The organism is Pseudomonas medicaginis, assembly GCF_965119365.1.
In the GTDB taxonomy this organism is placed as follows: domain Bacteria; phylum Pseudomonadota; class Gammaproteobacteria; order Pseudomonadales; family Pseudomonadaceae; genus Aquipseudomonas.
Map to the genome: position 1 here is coordinate 6,605,395 of NZ_OZ221631.1, position 16,787 is coordinate 6,622,181.

10 protein-coding genes are annotated in these 16,787 nt (G+C 63.9%); 6 read left to right on the plus strand and 4 right to left on the minus strand.

The features are described from left to right. The first annotated feature begins 280 nt into the window (after window positions 1-280). The 5 genes from ACMTA2_RS29190 to ACMTA2_RS29210 all read left to right on the plus strand — a co-directional run bounded on the left by ACMTA2_RS29190 (window position 281) and on the right by ACMTA2_RS29210 (window position 8,847). A complete protein-coding gene (locus tag ACMTA2_RS29190) occupies window positions 281-4,591 on the plus strand; it encodes a DEAD/DEAH box helicase (protein ID WP_413792855.1) in 4,311 nt (1,436 codons plus the stop codon). 237 nt (window positions 4,592-4,828) lie between these two features. Beyond that, window positions 4,829-5,755: a DUF72 domain-containing protein gene (locus ACMTA2_RS29195; protein ID WP_413792856.1), complete on the plus strand. Its 927-nt coding sequence runs from the start codon at window positions 4,829-4,831 to the stop codon at window positions 5,753-5,755. Beyond that, window positions 5,752-6,564: an endonuclease/exonuclease/phosphatase family protein gene (locus ACMTA2_RS29200; protein ID WP_413792857.1), complete on the plus strand. Its 813-nt coding sequence runs from the start codon at window positions 5,752-5,754 to the stop codon at window positions 6,562-6,564. Before ACMTA2_RS29195 ends, ACMTA2_RS29200 begins: the two co-directional genes overlap by 4 nt. Continuing rightward, window positions 6,561-7,859 (plus strand): cardiolipin synthase ClsB, encoded by a 1,299-nt coding sequence (gene clsB / locus ACMTA2_RS29205; RefSeq protein WP_413792858.1) that lies wholly within the window; start codon window positions 6,561-6,563, stop codon window positions 7,857-7,859. The genes ACMTA2_RS29200 and clsB overlap by 4 nt, the downstream gene beginning before the upstream one ends. Beyond that, the gene (locus ACMTA2_RS29210; protein WP_413792859.1) at window positions 7,846-8,847 is read left to right on the plus strand and encodes a lysylphosphatidylglycerol synthase domain-containing protein; all 1,002 of its coding nucleotides are present in this window, start codon (window positions 7,846-7,848) and stop codon (window positions 8,845-8,847) included. The genes clsB and ACMTA2_RS29210 overlap by 14 nt, the downstream gene beginning before the upstream one ends. Before the next feature lie 138 nt (window positions 8,848-8,985). On the opposite strand, the gene ACMTA2_RS29215 is transcribed toward ACMTA2_RS29210, so the two are convergent. The 3 genes from ACMTA2_RS29215 to ACMTA2_RS29225 form a co-directional block, all read right to left on the minus strand. Then, window positions 8,986-9,744, minus strand: a complete 759-nt coding sequence (locus ACMTA2_RS29215) for an alpha/beta hydrolase family protein (RefSeq protein ID WP_413792860.1) — start codon at window positions 9,742-9,744, stop codon at window positions 8,986-8,988. Continuing rightward, window positions 9,734-10,837, minus strand: a complete 1,104-nt coding sequence (locus ACMTA2_RS29220; RefSeq protein WP_413792861.1) for a DUF3182 family protein — start codon at window positions 10,835-10,837, stop codon at window positions 9,734-9,736. The genes ACMTA2_RS29215 and ACMTA2_RS29220 overlap by 11 nt, the downstream gene beginning before the upstream one ends. Before the next feature lie 896 nt (window positions 10,838-11,733). Beyond that, window positions 11,734-12,732, minus strand: a complete 999-nt coding sequence (locus ACMTA2_RS29225; protein WP_413792862.1) for a GlxA family transcriptional regulator — start codon at window positions 12,730-12,732, stop codon at window positions 11,734-11,736. A 97-nt stretch (window positions 12,733-12,829) separates the two neighbouring features. Between ACMTA2_RS29225 and ACMTA2_RS29230 the strand changes: the two genes are divergently transcribed. Then, window positions 12,830-13,384: a cysteine hydrolase family protein gene (locus ACMTA2_RS29230; protein ID WP_413792863.1), complete on the plus strand. Its 555-nt coding sequence runs from the start codon at window positions 12,830-12,832 to the stop codon at window positions 13,382-13,384. A gap of 81 nt (window positions 13,385-13,465) precedes the next feature. Here ACMTA2_RS29230 and ACMTA2_RS29235 read toward each other — a convergent pair whose 3' ends face one another. Beyond that, complete coding sequence (locus ACMTA2_RS29235; protein ID WP_413792864.1) at window positions 13,466-16,765, minus strand: AAA family ATPase; 3,300 nt, start codon at window positions 16,763-16,765, stop codon at window positions 13,466-13,468. Window positions 16,766-16,787: the final 22 nt, after the last annotated feature.

Sequence of the window (16,787 nt, forward strand, 5' to 3'; positions counted from 1 at the left end):
TGCGCAACCGTCATCCGTAAAGTGCGGACCTTCGGGTTTAACCGACTTTCAAGGCTGAAACTTATCTTGTGGCGAGGGGATTTATCCCCGCTGGGCTGCGCAGCGGCCCCAAACAGGCACATGGGGTGAATCTGATCCGCCCTGGTTGCCGATGAAGGGACTGCTACGCAGTCCAGCGGGGATAAATCCCCTCGCCACACAGGCAGTATGGACCTCATGTTCCGCACGGACTTCTGACGGGACTTGCATCCTCCCCACCCCACCCGCCTAAACTGCCTCCATGAATCTGCCCGTTGCAGCCGACCACGCCATGGCAGGCTTCCACCCCGCCGTCCGCGCCTGGTTCAGTCAGACATTCCCGGCGGTCACGGCCGCCCAGGCCCAGGCGTGGCCGTTGATCGGCCAGCGCCGTTCGACCCTGGTGGCGGCCCCCACCGGCTCGGGCAAGACCCTGACGGCGTTTCTCGCGGTGCTCGATGACCTGGTGCACCGCGGCCTGGAACAAGGCGGCCTGCCGGACCAGACCCTGGTGGTCTACGTCTCGCCGCTCAAGGCCCTGAGCAACGATATCCAGATCAACCTGCAGAATCCCCTGGCCGGCATCACCGAGCAATTGCAGCAGATGGGTTTGCCGCCCTTGCCGATCACCACCGCCGTGCGCACCGGCGATACGCCGCAGAAAGACCGCTCGGCGATGCGCAAGACCGCGCCGCACATCCTGGTGACCACGCCCGAGTCGCTCTACGTACTGCTCGGTTCCGATTCCGGCCGGCAGATGCTCGCCAGCACCCGCACGGTGATCGTCGACGAAATCCATGCCATTGCCGCCAGCAAGCGCGGCAGCCACCTGGCCTTGAGCCTGGAACGCCTGCAAGCCCTGTGCGCCGAACCGCTGGTGCGCATCGGCCTGTCCGCGACGCAAAAGCCCATCGAAGCGGTGTCGCGTTTTCTCGTCGGTGAGGGACGCGCCTGTGAAATCGTCGACATCGGCCACGCCCGCCCCCGGGACCTGGACATAGAGGTGCCGCCAGTACCGCTGTCGGCGGTGATGGCCAATGACGTGTGGGAACGGGTCTACAACCGCCTCGCCGAGCTGGCCCGGGAACACCGCACCACCCTGGTGTTCGTCAACACCCGACGTTTGGCCGAACGCCTGAGCCGTCATCTGAGCGAGCGCCTGGGCAAGGACGCCGTGGCCGCCCACCACGGCAGCCTGGCAAAAGAGTTTCGCCTCGACGCCGAACAACGCCTCAAACGCGGCGAACTGCAGGTATTGATCGCCACCGCGTCCCTGGAGCTGGGCATTGATATCGGCGATGTCGACCTGGTGTGCCAGATCGCCTCGCCCCGTTCGATCTCGGCGTTCCTGCAACGGGTCGGCCGTTCCGGGCACCATGTCGGCGGCACCCCCAAGGGCCGCCTGTTCGCCACCACCCGCGACGACTTGATCGAATGCGCCGCCCTGCTCGACTGCGTGCGCCGTGGCGAACTCGACATCCTGCACATCCCCAAGGCGCCGCTGGATGTGCTGGCCCAGCAGATCGTCGCCGAAGTCAGTTGCCAGGAATGGCCGGAGCAGGCGCTGCTGGAGACTTTCCGCCGCGCCTCGCCCTACGCCGAGCTGGACGAAGGGCATTACCAGGCGGTGTTGCAAATGCTCGCCGAAGGCCTCAATGGCCGCCAGGGCGTGCGCAGCGCCTACCTGCACCGCGATGCCGTGACCCGGACCCTGCGCGGGCGCCGGGGCAGCAAGCTGACTGCGGTGACCAGCGGCGGCACCATTCCAGACAATGCCGACTACAGCGTGCTGCTCGAACCCCAGGGCTTGAACATTGGCAGCGTCAACGAAGATTTCGCCGTGGAGAGCATTGCCGGCGATGTGTTCCAGTTGGGCAATACGTCGTATCGCATCATTCGCGTCGAGACCGGCCGCGTGCGGGTCGAAGACGCCCAGGGCCAGCCGCCGACCATTCCGTTCTGGCTCGGCGAAGCCCCGGGCCGCAGCGCCGAGCTGTCCCTGGCCGTGGCGCGCCTGCAAGCCCAGCTCGATCAACTGCTCGGCGCCACGCCGGGCAACCTGCAACCGGCCCTCGACTGGTTGACCGGCACCTTGCGCCTGAACCTCGCCAGCGCCGAACAATTGGTCGACTACCTGGCCCCGGCGCGCCTGGCCTTCGGCGCCCTGCCGTCTCAGGAAACGCTGCTGATGGAGCGTTTTTTCGACGAGTCCGGCGGCACGCAACTGATTATCCACACGCCCTTTGGCAGCCGCATCAACCGCGCCTGGGGCCTGGCCCTGCGCAAACGCTTCTGCCGCACCTTCAACTTCGAATTGCAGGCCGCCGCCAGCGAGGACGCCATCGTGCTGTCGCTGTCCACCAGCCACAGCTTCGACCTGGACGAGGTCTGGCGCTACCTCAACAGCCACAGCGCCGAACAGATTCTGGTCCAGGCAGTGCTGGATGCGCCGCTGTTCGGCGTGCGCTGGCGCTGGAACGCTGGCGTGGCCCTGGCTTTGCCACGCTACACCGGCGGGCGCAAAGTCGCTCCGCAAATCCAGCGGATGAAAAGCGAAGACCTGATTGCCAGCGTGTTTCCGGACCAGATCGCCTGCCTGGAAAACCTGGCCGGCGAACGGGAGATCCCCGACCACCCGCTGGTGGAACAGACCCTCGACGATTGCCTGCACGAGGCCATGGACAGCGAAGGCTGGCTGACGTTGTTGCGGCGCATGGAAGCGGGCGAGATTCGCCTGATCAGCCGCGACCTGCCGGCGCCCTCGCCCCTGGCGGCAGAAATCCTCAGCGCCCGGCCCTACACCTTTCTCGACGATGCGCCGCTGGAAGAACGGCGCACCCAAGCGGTGATCAACCGACGCTGGAGCGATCCACAGGCCACCGACGACCTTGGCGCCCTGGATGCCGAGGCCATTCAGTCGGTCCGGGATGAGGCCTGGCCGACGCCGGCCAATCTCGATGAGATGCACGAAGCCTTGATGAGCCTGGCCTGCATCGCCGACAGCGAAGTCGACGCCCACGCGCCGTGGCTGGATTGGTTGCAGGCATTGGCCACCAGTGGTCGCGCCAGTCACCTGCAGATCAGTGCCGAGCGTGGTCTGTGGCTGCCGCTGGAGCGCCTGACCTGCCTGCAAGCCCTTTATCCACAGGCCCAATGGCAACCGGTGCTGACGCCCCTGGCCGGTTTCGATGAAGCCTGGGCCAGCGACGAAGCCCTGGTGGAAGTGCTCCGCGCCCGGCTCAGTGCCTTTGGCCCGCTGCCGTTGAAGGCCATTGCCTACCCGCTGGGGCTGTCGACCCCGCAGGTCACCCAGGGCCTGGCGCAGCTTGAGCAACAAGGCTACGTGCTGCGCGGGCGGTTCACGCCGGGCACCGGCCAGGAGGAATGGTGCGAGCGCCATTTGCTGGCGCGGATTCATCGCTACACGGTCAAGCGCCTGCGCCGGGAAATCGAGCCGGTGATGTTGCAGGACTTCATGCGGTTCCTGTTCGACTGGCAGCACCTGTCATCGTCCACTCAGGGCCGGGGCAATGCCGTGCTGCCGTCGATACTGAGTCAGCTCGAAGGCTACCCGGTCGCCGCATCGGCCTGGGACAGCGATCTGTTGCCGGCGCGGATCAAGGACTATTCGCCCAGTTGGCTCGATGAGTTGTGCCGCAGTGGCAAGTGGATATGGACGCGCCTGAGTGCTCGCCAGAAGCCTTCCGCCAGCGCCCTGCGCAGCACGCCGGTGGTGCTGCTGCCGCGCAGTCAGGTGGCGTTGTGGAGCAGCCTGGCCGGGCAAACGGCCCTTGATGAGCTGTCGCCCAAGACGCAAAAAGTCCATCAGGCCCTCAGCGAACACGGCGCGCTGTTTTTCGACGAACTGGCCCACGAGGCCCATCTGCTGCGCAGCGAACTGGAAATCGCCTTGCAGGAACTGGTAGGCGCCGGCTTGGTAAATGCCGACAGCTTCGCTGGCTTGCGCGCGCTGATCACCCCGGCCAGCAAACGCCAGGCCCGCAGCAGCCGGCGCGGGCGCGGAGCGTTTGTCGGCGGCATGGACGACGCCGGGCGCTGGGCCTTGTTGCGCCGCAGCCCACCCGCGCCTGCGGACAACCGCCCCGTGCCCACCGCGCCGGAGACGTTAGAGCACATCGCCATGACCTTGCTGCGCCGTTACGGGGTGGTGTTCTGGCGCCTGCTGGAGCGCGAGGCCGACTGGCTGCCGAGTTGGCGCGAGCTGCTGCGCACCTTTCATCGCCTGGAGGCACGGGGCGAGATTCGCGGCGGGCGTTTTGTCAGCGGCCTGGCGGGCGAACAATTCGCCCTGCCCGAAGCCATCCCGCTGCTGCGCGAAACCCGCCGCCGTCCTGCCGACGGCAGCCTGGTGGCGGTGTGCGGGGTCGACCCGCTGAACCTGGCCGGCACCCTGCTGCCGGGGATAAAAGTGCCAGCGCTGGCAAGTAATCGGCTGGTGTATCGCGATGGTTTGCCGGTGGCGGCGCAGATGGCCGGCAAGCAGCATCTTTGGGTGGAGTTGGATGCTCAAGGAATGGCTGGGATACGCGCCAAGCTGATTCAACATCTTTAGGCCAGGCACAAGCGCCCGTGGTGAAGGCGCTGAGTTTTTCGACTTGCGTATCCAACCGCCTGGGCAACATCACCTGCTGTGGATAAGTTCGCGCGAAGTGCCCCGCCGAATGGTTATCCACAAGCGCCTTCAAGCCCCATAGCCTCACCGCCCGGCGCTTCGGCGAAACTTTCCGCGCCGCCCGACAGTCATCAGCAAGACACCAGCGGTACGAGGTCATTGGCACGGGAGGGATACATGACGGCGATCCACATTGGCATTTCCGGCTGGCGCTATACGCCTTGGCGGGGGGATTTCTACCCCAAGGGGCTGACCCAGAAACGGGAATTGCAATTCGCCTCGCGCGCGGTCAACAGTATCGAAATCAATGGATCGTTCTACGCCCTGCAACGCCCCGAACGGTATGCCCAGTGGTATGCCGAGACACCGCCCGGCTTCGTGTTCAGCGTCAAGGCTCCGCGCTTCATCACCCACATCAAGCGCCTGCGGGACATTCGCAAGCCTTTGGCCAATTTCTTCGCCTCCGGCGTATTGGAACTCAAGGAAAAGCTGGGGGCGATCCTCTGGCAGTTTCCGCCCAGCTTCAAATTCGACCCCGAGCTGTTCGAAAACTTTCTCAAGCAATTGCCCCACGACACCGAAGGCGCCGCCGCCCTGGCCCGGGAGCACGAGCCGCGGCTGGACGGCCAAGCCAGCACCCAGGCCGATAAAAAACGGCCGCTGCGCCACGCCGTGGAAATTCGCCATGAGAGCTTCATCGACCCGCACTTCGTCACCCTGCTCAAGCGCTACGACGTGGCCCTGGTGATCGCCGACACCGCCGGCAAATGGCCCTATCGCGAAGACGTCACCAGCGATTTCGTCTACCTGCGCCTGCATGGTGCCGAGGAGCTGTACGCCAGCGGCTACACCGACGAGGCGCTGAAGCGCTGGGGCGACCGGATCGAGGCCTGGAGCCACGGCCAGCAGCCAAGCGACGCGCACCTGATCGACCCGGACAAAAAGCCCCGGGCACGCAAGAGTCGGGAAGTGTTCTGCTATTTCGACAACGACATCAAAGTCCGCGCGCCCTATGACGCACGCCACTTGCTGGAACACTTGCATCTGGACAAGGACCTCACCACCACGCCTGGTGAGCGCCCGGCCGAAGGAGTGTTGCCATGAGCCGCCCGCACACCACCGAAGCGACCCACGAGCCGCCCCGGCAACAGGCCCAGGCCCTCGACCGGGTCAGCCGTTTCACCGTGCTGACAGTCAATACCCACAAGGGCTTCACCGCCCTGAACCGGCGCTTCATCCTGCCGGAGCTGCGCGAAGCGGTACGCAGTGTGTCCGCCGACGTGGTGTTCCTGCAGGAAGTCCATGGAACCCACGAGCACCATCCCCAGCGCTACAGCAACTGGCCGAGCATGCCGCAATACGAGTTCCTCGCCGACACCCTCTGGCCACAGTTCGCCTACGGGCGCAACGCGGTATACCCGGCAGGGGACCACGGCAATGCGCTGCTGTCGAAATTCCAGATCATCCGCCACGACAACCTGGACGTGTCCATCAGCGGCCATGAAAGCCGCGGCATGCTCCACAGCGTACTGCGCCTGCCGGGTAGCGAAGGCCAGGAAGTCCATGCCATTTGTGTGCACCTGGGGCTGCGCGAAGGCCATCGCGCCGAGCAGTTGAAACTGCTTTGCCAACGCCTGGACGAATTGCCACCCGAGGCGCCGGTGATTGTCGCCGGCGACTTCAACGATTGGCGTGGCAAGGCCAGTGAATGGCTCGAACCCAGCGGCCTGCGGGAAGTGTTCGCAGAGCAATGGGGCAAGCCGGCCCGCAGCTTTCCAGCACGCCTGCCGATTTTGCGCCTGGACCGTATCTACGTGCGCAACCTCAAGGCCCATCACGCCCAGGTATTGAATGTACGCCCCTGGTCGCACCTTTCCGACCACGCACCGCTGTCGGTGGAGATCGAATTATGAGCGCGACGATGAACAAGGCGACGGTGGAAAAAATCGAGGTGCCGCCGACCGAACGCAACCCGGCGCTGGCGGATATCGAATACGGCTGGCACGGCAACAACCGTGTCACCCTGCTGGAAAATGGCGAGGCATATTTCCCGCGGGTGTTCGAGGCGATTCGTCGTGCCCAGGAAGAAATCCTCCTCGAAACCTTCATTTTGTTCGAAGACAAGGTCGGCTTTGAACTGCGGGACCTGCTGGTGGACGCGGCCCGACGAGGCGTGCGGATCACCGTCAACCTCGACGGCTTCGGTTGTGGTGAGCTGACCACCGGTTTCCTGGCCTCGTTGAGCGACGCCGGGGTGCGCCTGCAGATGTTCGATCCGGCGCCCCGGCACTTGGGGATCCGCACCAACTGGTTCCGTCGCCTGCATCGCAAGATCGTGGTGGTGGACGGGGTGATTGCGTTCATCGGCGGGATCAATTTTTCCGCCGACCACCTGGGGGATTTCGGCCCCGAGGCCAAGCAGGACTATTCCGTGGAGGTCAAAGGCCCGGCGGTGGTGGACATCCATCACTTCGCGTTGCTGCAGAGCGGCCGGCCCGCCCGGGCCAAATACTGGTGGCAACGCCGCCGCAGCCGTCGCAACGAGCTGGCGTTCAGCGACCACGACGGCCAGGTGCGCCTGGTCTACCGGGATAACCACGAGCATCAGACCGACATCGAAGAGGTCTACCTGCAAGTGTTGCGCAGTGCCCAGCGGCGGGTGGTGATCGCCAATGCCTATTTCTTCCCCGGCTACCGGTTGCTGCGCGAGATCCGCAACGCCGCCCGGCGGGGCGTGGAAGTGCGGCTGATCCTGCAGGGGCAACCGGACATGATGATCGCCAAGCTCGCGGCGCGGATGCTCTACAACTATCTGCTCAAGGCTGGCGTAACGATCTACGAGTATTGCGAGCGGCCGCTGCACGGCAAGGTCGCCTTGGTGGATGAGGACTGGAGCACCGTCGGTTCAAGCAACCTCGACCCGTTGAGCCTGTCGCTGAACCTGGAAGCCAACGTGCTGATCCGCGATCGGGCGTTCAACCGCGAGCTGTTCGAGCGCCTCGATCACCTGAGTCGCGAACACTGCACCGCCATGCCCGAAAACCATGCGCCGCGGGGCCTGCTGTGGCGCATGACCATCGGCTTCATGGTGTTCCACTTCTTGCGCCATTTCCCGGCCTGGGCCGGCTGGCTGCCAGCCCATAAACCGCGTCTGAAACCTTTTTCGCCGCCGACGGCGGTCCGGAGCGAACCCCATGAACCACTCTGAAGCGCACGCCGCGCCGAGAGATGCCCATGCGCCGGAACAGGCCAAGCCCACGTCCCGCTGGAGCCGTTGGAAACGACCGCTGACCCTGGTGTTTTTCCTGCTGCTGATCGTGCTGTTCACAGCCCTGGCCCGGCGTATCGATTGGGCCGAAGTCTTCGACACCCTGGCCGATTTCAAGCTGCGCACCCTGATCATCGCCGCCGCGTTGACCATCACCAGCTTCATCACCTACGCCTGCTTCGATCTGATCGGGCGTACCTATATCCGTCAGAAACTCGGTTGGCGACAGATCTTGCCGGTGGGGGTGATCAGCTATGCCTTCAACCTCAACCTCAGCGCCTGGGTCGGCGGCATCGCCATGCGCTATCGGTTGTATTCTCGGCTGGGGGTCAGCACCGGGAACATCGCCAAGATCCTCGGCCTGAGCCTGGCCACCAACTGGTTCGGCTACATGACCCTGGCCGGGGTGGTGTTCAGCAGCGGCCTGGTGACGATGCCGCCGGGCTGGAAACTTAGCAGCGGTGCATTGCAAGGCGTGGGCGTGCTGTTGTTGCTGGCGAGCGCCGGCTACCTGGCGGCCTGCCGGTTCTCCAAGCGCCGGGCCTGGACCATTCGCGGCATGGAAATCAACCTGCCGTCGCCGCGCATGGCGGTGCTGCAACTGGCGCTGGGGGCCCTGAACTGGTCGTTGATGGCGGCGGTGATCTTCACGTTGCTACCCAGCAAGCTGGACTACCCGGTGGTGCTCGGGGTATTGATGATCAGCAGTATTGCCGGGGTCATCACCCATATTCCGGCGGGGCTTGGGGTGTTGGAGGCAGTGTTCATTGCCCTCCTGCAACATGAGGTGTCACGGGGCAGCCTCCTGGCGGGGTTGATCGCCTACCGGGCGATCTACTTCATCCTGCCATTGCTGATTACCGTGGTGATGTACCTGGTGATCGAGGCGAAGGCCAAGGCGTTGCGGGTCAAGCCTGGGCTCAAGTGATGGGTTGCCTGGTTTGGCCCCATCGCGAGCAAGCTCGCTCCCACATTGGATCTGTTGTGAACACACATATCTCGACCGCTACATATCCCCTGTGGGAGCGAGCTTGCTCGCGATGAGGCCCGCCTGAACACCACACATCTACCGCTCCTGGATAATACTCAACCGCTCTCCCACCACCATTTCCGTGATCCAGTCCACCAGGATCGAGGTGTACGCCTGTTGTGACACGGGGTCGCTCAAGGCATGGTCGGCACCGTCGATAATCCGGTGAGTCAGGGAATGGGTCTGCTGGCACGCCGCCCGGTAGCTCATGATCGTGGCATGGGGCACGTAGGCATCGGTCTCGGACTCCACCAGCAACACATCACCGGTGAACTGCGAGCACGCGTGCAAGGCGCGGTTGGTGCTGGCGTGTACCAGGGTGCTGCGGTAATCCAGCAGGTCAGTCTTGTCCAGGTCGCGCTTGGGGGTGTGCCATTGCTCGTCGCGGTACAGCGCCGGCACCCGCAGGGCTAGCCAGCGCACCGGGCGCAGGGACGTCAGGATCGAGGCCAGGTAACCGCCATAACTGGTGCCCACCACGGCAATCGCCGAGGTATCCAAGGCCGGGTGGGCGAGCAAGCGGTCGTAGGCCGCCAACAGATCCCGCAGGTTGTCTTCACGGGTGACCCGGGACAAGGGGATCCCCGCCCCGCCAGTGTGCCCGCGCAAGTCGAAGGTCAGGCAGACACAACCGAGGCCGGCGATGCCTTTGGCCCGTTCCAGGTCCCGCTCCTGGCTGCCGCCCCAACCGTGCACGAACAGTACGCCGGGGACCTTCGACTTGGGACTCAGGAACGTCCCGTTCATGCGCTCATCGTCGATCTCGATCTGAATGGTTTCACTTCTAGCCGTCATAGGATTGAACCGTTACGTATTTGAGTAGGAAGTCACCCTTTTCCGCCACGCCGCGGTATACCTCCCTGGCACCGGCTGGCAGCGGTTGGTCGAGGTAGGTTTCCACCGAGGACACCTGCACCGCGCTGGTCTCTGGCGTTTCGACGAACACCTGCAGCGCCGCCAGTTCGGCGCTGCTGGCCCCGCCCATGCGCCACGACTGTTCCAACACACCGCCACGGGGCTGGCCGGCGGCATCCAGGCCCTGGGCGATGTCGTAATTGCGCCTCGACGCAAAAAAGCTCGGGTAGGCCTGGTTGGCGGCGTCATCGAACACTTGCGCCAGACGCACTGCCTCGCGCACATCGTCGGGCAGCTCGAGCCTGAGCAACTCGATATAGCCGCCCTGCACCACCAGCAGGTCGGACCCGCCGTACACTTCCAGCCCTTCGTTGTCGTGGGTCAGGTGTTGCACGCCGCAGTAGCTCATGACTTTGCCGTTGATAAAGCTCTGGCCGACGCTCTGGGTCTTGACCTCGTTGAGGTGCTGTTCCAGCACCACCCCGTCGCTAAACAGTGCCTGGGCGTCAGGCCCGGCGACGATTTCATCGAACTGCGCCAGGCTCTTGATCAACCGTTGTCCACGCCCGGCACAGGCATGGATCGGCTTGAGGCGGATCGGCCCGGTGTACAGCAAGTGCTCAGCGGCCGGGCGGGCATCCTTGAGCGAAAACACCGTCACGCCATCGAGCACCGCGCCTCGGGTGAACTTGGCGAACAGCGGCGACCAACCTTTCGGCGCCACCGCGTCCTTATTCAGCAGACCATGGGTAATCGCCTTGGTGCAGATAAAATCATGCTCGACATACCCGCCCCACACATCCTCCGGCCCCTTGATCCCCAGGCGCATCAGCGCCTCGGTGCCGATCAGGGTTTGCGTGGGCAACAGATAGGGATCTTGCCCGGCTTGGGGATCATGGCTGTCGCCATACTCCCACTCCAGGATCTGCGCCAGCCACTGGGCCAGTGCACGGTTGGTCTCGACCTCATGGCGCGGCGCTTGTGGATTGACCGAATAGGCCACGACCCGTTTGTTGCGATTGACTGATGTCATGCGGTGCCCTTTTTCCTGCGCTCGATGGCTTTAGATAGGGGCAGGTGCAGAGATCAGGCCAACGGTGGCATCGGCAAGGAAGGGTCAGTCAAGCGGGCGTATTGTGTGCAATTGATAGCATCAGGCCTGTTTCATTCTGCACGACACGCCCCTGGCATCCCGCAAATTGCACGATGGCCAGCAGCAGACTCAGGCTCCTGTGGCGAGGGGATTTATCCCCGCTGGGCTGCGAAGCGGCCCCAAACGCAATCATCCGCACACCTGACACACCGCACATGCCAGGGGCTGCTTCGCAGCCCAACGGGGATAAATCCCCTCGCCACAAAAAGCATTCACTGTGGCCTTGAAACAGCCGGCGGATTTATCCCAAATCTCGCCCGGTAATCGCTAGGCGCCAACCCGGTGAATCAGGCCAACGGTGGCATCGGCATGGATGGGTCAAGTGGGCGTATTGTGTGCAATTGATAGCATCGGGCTTGTCTCATTCTTCACGACACTCCCCTGGCATCCCGCAATTGCACGATGGCCAGCAGCAGACGCAGGCTCCTGTGGCCTTGAAACACCTGGCGGACTTACCCCAAATCTCGCCCGGTAATCGCTAGGCGCCAACCCGGTGAATCAGGCTAACGGTGGCATCGGCATGGATGGGTCAAGTGGGCGTATTGTGTGCAATTGATAGCATCGGGCTTGTCTCATTCTTCACGACACTCCCCTGGCATCCCGCTAATTGCACGATGACCAGCAGCAGACGCAGGCTCCTGTGGCGAGGGGATTTATCCCCGCTGGGCTGCGAAGCGGCCCCAAACGCAATCAACACCCACACACCTGACACACCGCACATGCCAGGGGCTGCTTCGCAGCCCAACGGGGATAAATCCCCTCGCCACAAAAAGCATTCACTGTGGCTTTGAAACACCCGGCGGACTTACCCCAAATCTCGCACGGTAATCGCTAGGCGCCAACCCGGTGATTTTCTTGAACGTCGACCGGAAAGCCCCTGGGTCCTGGTAACCAACGGTCCAGGCAATGTGGTCAATGGTGCCGTTGGTGAACTCGAGCATTTCCCGGGCCTTGCCGACCCGCAGGTGCTGGCAGTATTCGGTGGGCTTGAGGCCGGTGGCGGCCCGGAACCTGCGCAGGAAGGTGCGCTCTTCCAGCCCGGCCCGTTCGGCCATCGCCCCGAGGGAAACTTCCACCGCGCCGTTGCTTTGCAACCAATGCTGCACCTTGAGAATCGCCCCGTCGCCATGGCCCAGGATGGGCGCGAAATTACTGCCGCACTGGCTCGCGCTGTCACTGTGCTCGATCACCAGGAATTGCGCCGTGCGCGTGGCGATGCTGGGCCCGAGCAGGCGGTCCACCAGGCGCAGCCCCAGCTCCGACCAGGCCATCAGCCCAGCGGTGGTGATCAGGTCGCCGTCGTCGACGATGGGCTTGTCGGCGTTGAGCTTGATCTTCGGGTAACGCGCGGCAAAGGTTTTGGCGGACGTCCAATGGGTGGTGGCGCTGCGCCCGTCGAGCAGGCCGCTTTCGGCCAGCAGGATCGAGCCCACGCAAACCCCGCCCAGCACGGTACCGTCGGCATGCTGCGCCCGCAGCCAATCCATCAGCGCCTGAGAGACCAAGCCTTCACTGAAACCGGCAAGGGACGGTGGAATCAACAATGCCACCAGCTTGCCCGCCGGGCCGGTTTCGCTGTCGAACACCCGCAGCGGAGCCTTGCCCTCCTCCGCCCGCCAGTGACTCACCCGCAGCGTTGGCAACTGCACGCTGGCATGCTCGGCCGCGATCCGCTGGGCCACGGCGAACAGATCGGTCAAGCCATGCACCGCCGCCAGTTGCGCGCCAGGGTAGATGAGCACCCCAAGCTCGGCGACTGCCCTTTGCTGCGTCATTGTCAGTTTTCCCTCGCTTATTGTCGTTGCGGCCAATCCTCGGAGCGACGGCAAAAGCCAATACTGGCTTCACACCCATCTGATCGAGGAAGCCCCCATGTCCAAGCAAGCGCTCATCGTAGTCGATATCCAGAACGACTACTTCCCCCAGGGCAAATGGCCGTTGGTCGGCGCCCATGCCGCCGCCGATAACGCCGCACGGTTGATCGAAGCCTTTCGCCAGGCCGGCGACAGCGTGGTGCACATCCGCCACGAATTCACCTCCGACGACGCGCCCTTCTTCACCCCGGGCTCCGAAGGCGCACAGTTGCACCCCAAGGTGCTCAACCACGCCGATGAACCGGTGGTGCTCAAGCACTTCGTCAATTCGTTTCGCGAAACCGAGCTGCAAGCCCTTCTCGACCAGCACGGCATCGAACACCTGGTGGTGGTCGGCAGCATGAGCCACATGTGCGTCGATGGCGTGGTGCGGGCCGCGGCGGACCTGGGCTACGGCGTCACGGTGATCCACGATGCCTGCGCGACCCTCGACCTGGAATTCAACGGGGTCGTCGTTCCGGCTGCCCAGGTGCACGCGGCGTTCATGGCGGCGCTGGGGTTTGCTTATGCGAGCGTGGTGAGTACCGAGCAATTCCTGGCTGACCATCAATAAACACACGAGACAGCTAAAGAAACCGCGCTTCATCACCCAAGTGCGGTTTGTCTCAGGCATCAACGGAGTGCCTGGAGGCGATCAAGTCTCCAGCACGTGCAACAACCGCGGCATCGTCGCCACGAATCCCATCTGCTGCGCTTCGCGCGCCATCCCTTTCAAGTTTTCGCCGCTGGCTGGATCGGCGCTGCGCAGCCACTGCCCCGCTACGTCGATCAACCGCACATGGTGGGTGATCCAGGCGCATGACGCCGACTCGGGCAATGCCGCCATCTGTTGCCCATGCCAGATCGCCTGTTCGGTATTGCCCGCCAACAGGCAGGTTTCAGCGGCGGCCACGCGAAAGCGCAAAGCGTTGTGGGCCAGGCAGGCCAGGGTGAGCTGGGCTTCGCCCTTCGCCAAGGCCTGTTGGCTGAGCGGCCCATCGTCGCTGATCATCGCCAGACTGCCGTAGACCCACGGCCCGATGTAGCGCTGCAGTTCGAAGCGCTCCACCAGGCTCGCCGCCTCCATGATCAAGGTCTGCGCCAGCCCGCGCTCGCCCTGGCGCAACGCCACCCGCGCCAACCCTTCCAGCAGGATCGCTTCGAAACGGCTGGCGCCGAGGTTGCGCGCCAGTGCCAGGGCGCAGGTCAGCTCTTGCTCCGCCAAGGCATCCTGGCCGCCCGCCACCAGCACCCAGGCCGCCGTGAGCCGCGAGAAAACCTGTGCCCGATGATTGCCCAGCCGGGTGCTGCATTCGATGGCCTCCATAGCGTCACGCAAAGCCTGCTCCGGCTGGCCCAGGTACAGCTGCGCCGATCCACGGGCGCTGCGATTGCCCGCCTCCACATGCGCCAGCCCATTGCGCTCGCACAGGCGTACGCATTGATCGAACACCTCGTAGGCGGTCTGCATGCGCCCTTGTGCGTAATAGGAGTCGCCAATGCCACTCAAGGCCTTGGCCTCGGTTTCCAGGTCCCGACCGATGCGGGCACAGGACAAGGCCTCTTCATGGAGCCGGCGACACTCGGCGTAATCGCCTCGTGGAAAATAGATGTTCCCGTGCAAGTGACTCAACCGGGCCAGCGCCGTATGCGCCTGCATGGCCCGGGCGATGGGCAACATGCCCTCGATCAGGCGCTCCTCCTCGTCCAGGCAATCGAGCGTATTGAGGACCGCTGCCAGCCCCAGCGCGACCTCGATCTGATCCTGTGGCTGCTCGGCCAAGGCCAAGGCCCGCTGGAAATGCGCCCGAGCTTCCAAGGTCTGGCCCAGGCCCGAGCACGCCTGGCCGCACAGCAACGCGAAGGAAAAATCGCCCTGCGTACGCTCGGCAAACACCGCGCACTGCCGTGCCAGCGCAAGGACACTGTCGTACTGGCAGGCCAGGCGTTTTTCGCCCATGGCCAGCAACAACGCGTCGAACGCCGCCGGATCGTTGGCCCGCAGCAGATGCTGGGCATAGAGCACCCGGTCGCGCTCGCGGTAGAGGCTCGCCACCTCACCGTGCAACTGCTCGCGAAGCAACGTAGGCATCGCGTCGTAGAGGCAGTGCATGACCAGGTCGTGGACAAACAGATAGCTGCCTGGCTCGATTTCCCGCAGCAGCCCCTGGCGCATGTCCGCCGTCGGCAGATAACCGGGCTGCCCCAGCGCTTGGCGCCACAGCGTCAGCTCGAAACGATTACCCAGCACCGCGGCGTAATGCAAGGCACGACGCTGCTCGGGGGCCAGCTTGTCAAAGCGGGTCTGGACCAGATGCCGCAGACTGTCGGGGAAAATACCTTCCTGGCTCGACAGCAGTTGCGTCAAGTACAGCGGATTGCCCTGGGCGCGGGCAACACATTCAGCCCGGTAGCGCGGATCGACATCGATGAATTGCTCCGCCAGCACCGTGGCCTCCCGCGCCCGGATCGGCGCGATGTCGAGCAGACTCATGGGGCTGGAGGAATACGAACGGATTTCGCCGCCCAGCGGGTCATCTTCGGGGCGGGACGTCAGCAGCCAGACAACCGGCGCTTCGTCAGTGGCATCGAGCAGCTTGCCCAGCAGCGTAAACAGCGTGGTGTCGCCCCAGTGCAGGTCTTCGAAGCAGATCACCAAGGGCTGTTGCACCGCGACGCGCAGCAACACGTCGAGCAAAGCCTGGAACAGCCCCTGGGTACGAGCCTGGTTGCTCATCGCGCCATACAGGATGGGCGGTTCGGCAGACGACACGCCCATCAGCACGTGCAGGAACATGCGATGTTCGGCGGTCACTTTCAGGCGGGACAAGGCTGCGTCCAACAGCGACGCGCTAATGGGCGGCGTCCCACCGAGATTGAGCAGGCTGCCCACCAATTGCCCCAGGGGCCACAGACTGTTGTCCATGCCGAAATCCAGCACATCGCCGCGATGGCAGGCAAAGCCACGCTGCCGAGCCATTTCGAGAAACTCGCTGACCAACCGGGTCTTGCCAATGCCCGCCATGCCGCGCACATACACGACATGCCCGTCCTGACATTCCTGGGTGGCCTCGATCACAGCCTTGAACTGCAACAGCTCGATGGCTCGCCCCACCAACGGACGCGGTGCGTTTTCGTCGAGGCTGCGCGGGCGCAGGCATTTGCGATAGGCCTGAAACTCATCGTCGGAGGCGGAAAACTCAAACCGGGCAGCGAGTTGTTCCAGCAGGTTCTGCGCAACATACACCGGCGCATTCCCGTGACGATCCAGCAACGGCTTTTGCGCGAGCAAAGCAGGCTCGGCATGGGGGTATGTCGCTTCGGCACTCAGGCGCACAAGCCGCAGCACCAAGGCATGCCCTGGCGTGACGAATTGCTCGCGGCTCAGCGCCAACGCGCAGAGCAGTCCCCGTTCGCTATCGCTGCGATACGCCTGGGGAGAGCCGAATTGGGCGATTACCACATCCTGTGTCATCCCCAGAGGAACGCCTCCGAACCGACGCACCAGACGCTCGACTTCCTCCATGAGCGTCGCCCCTGGCAACCCATCGATCCGAAAGGACAGTTCGAGTACGTAGCGAATGATGCTGTCATCGACCTGTTTCTGCGCCTGTTGCGCTAAGGCCGTCTGGTACACCGCGCTCATCGTCTGTTGGATGTGCGCCAAAGCCACCGAGGCGGGAGTGCTCAGCAGCTCACTCACATCGACCCCGAAGGCCGTCGCCAAGTGCCGAGCCGTGCGGTAAAGCACCGGCTTGCCGGTTTCGGCCCGCTTGATGGAGGCGATCGAGACGCACAAATGCCGGTTCAGGCAGGCCTCGGCCAGGGTTTCCTGGCTCAGGCCATGCTGTTTGCGCAGGCCTTTCAACGACACCGCGTCCAGCAGGACACGGCCGTCGGATATCGAGGCATCACGCTTGGGCAGGGCAACAAAGGTATTGTGTCGGGAGTCCATGTCGATAGCCCTTCTACCCTGG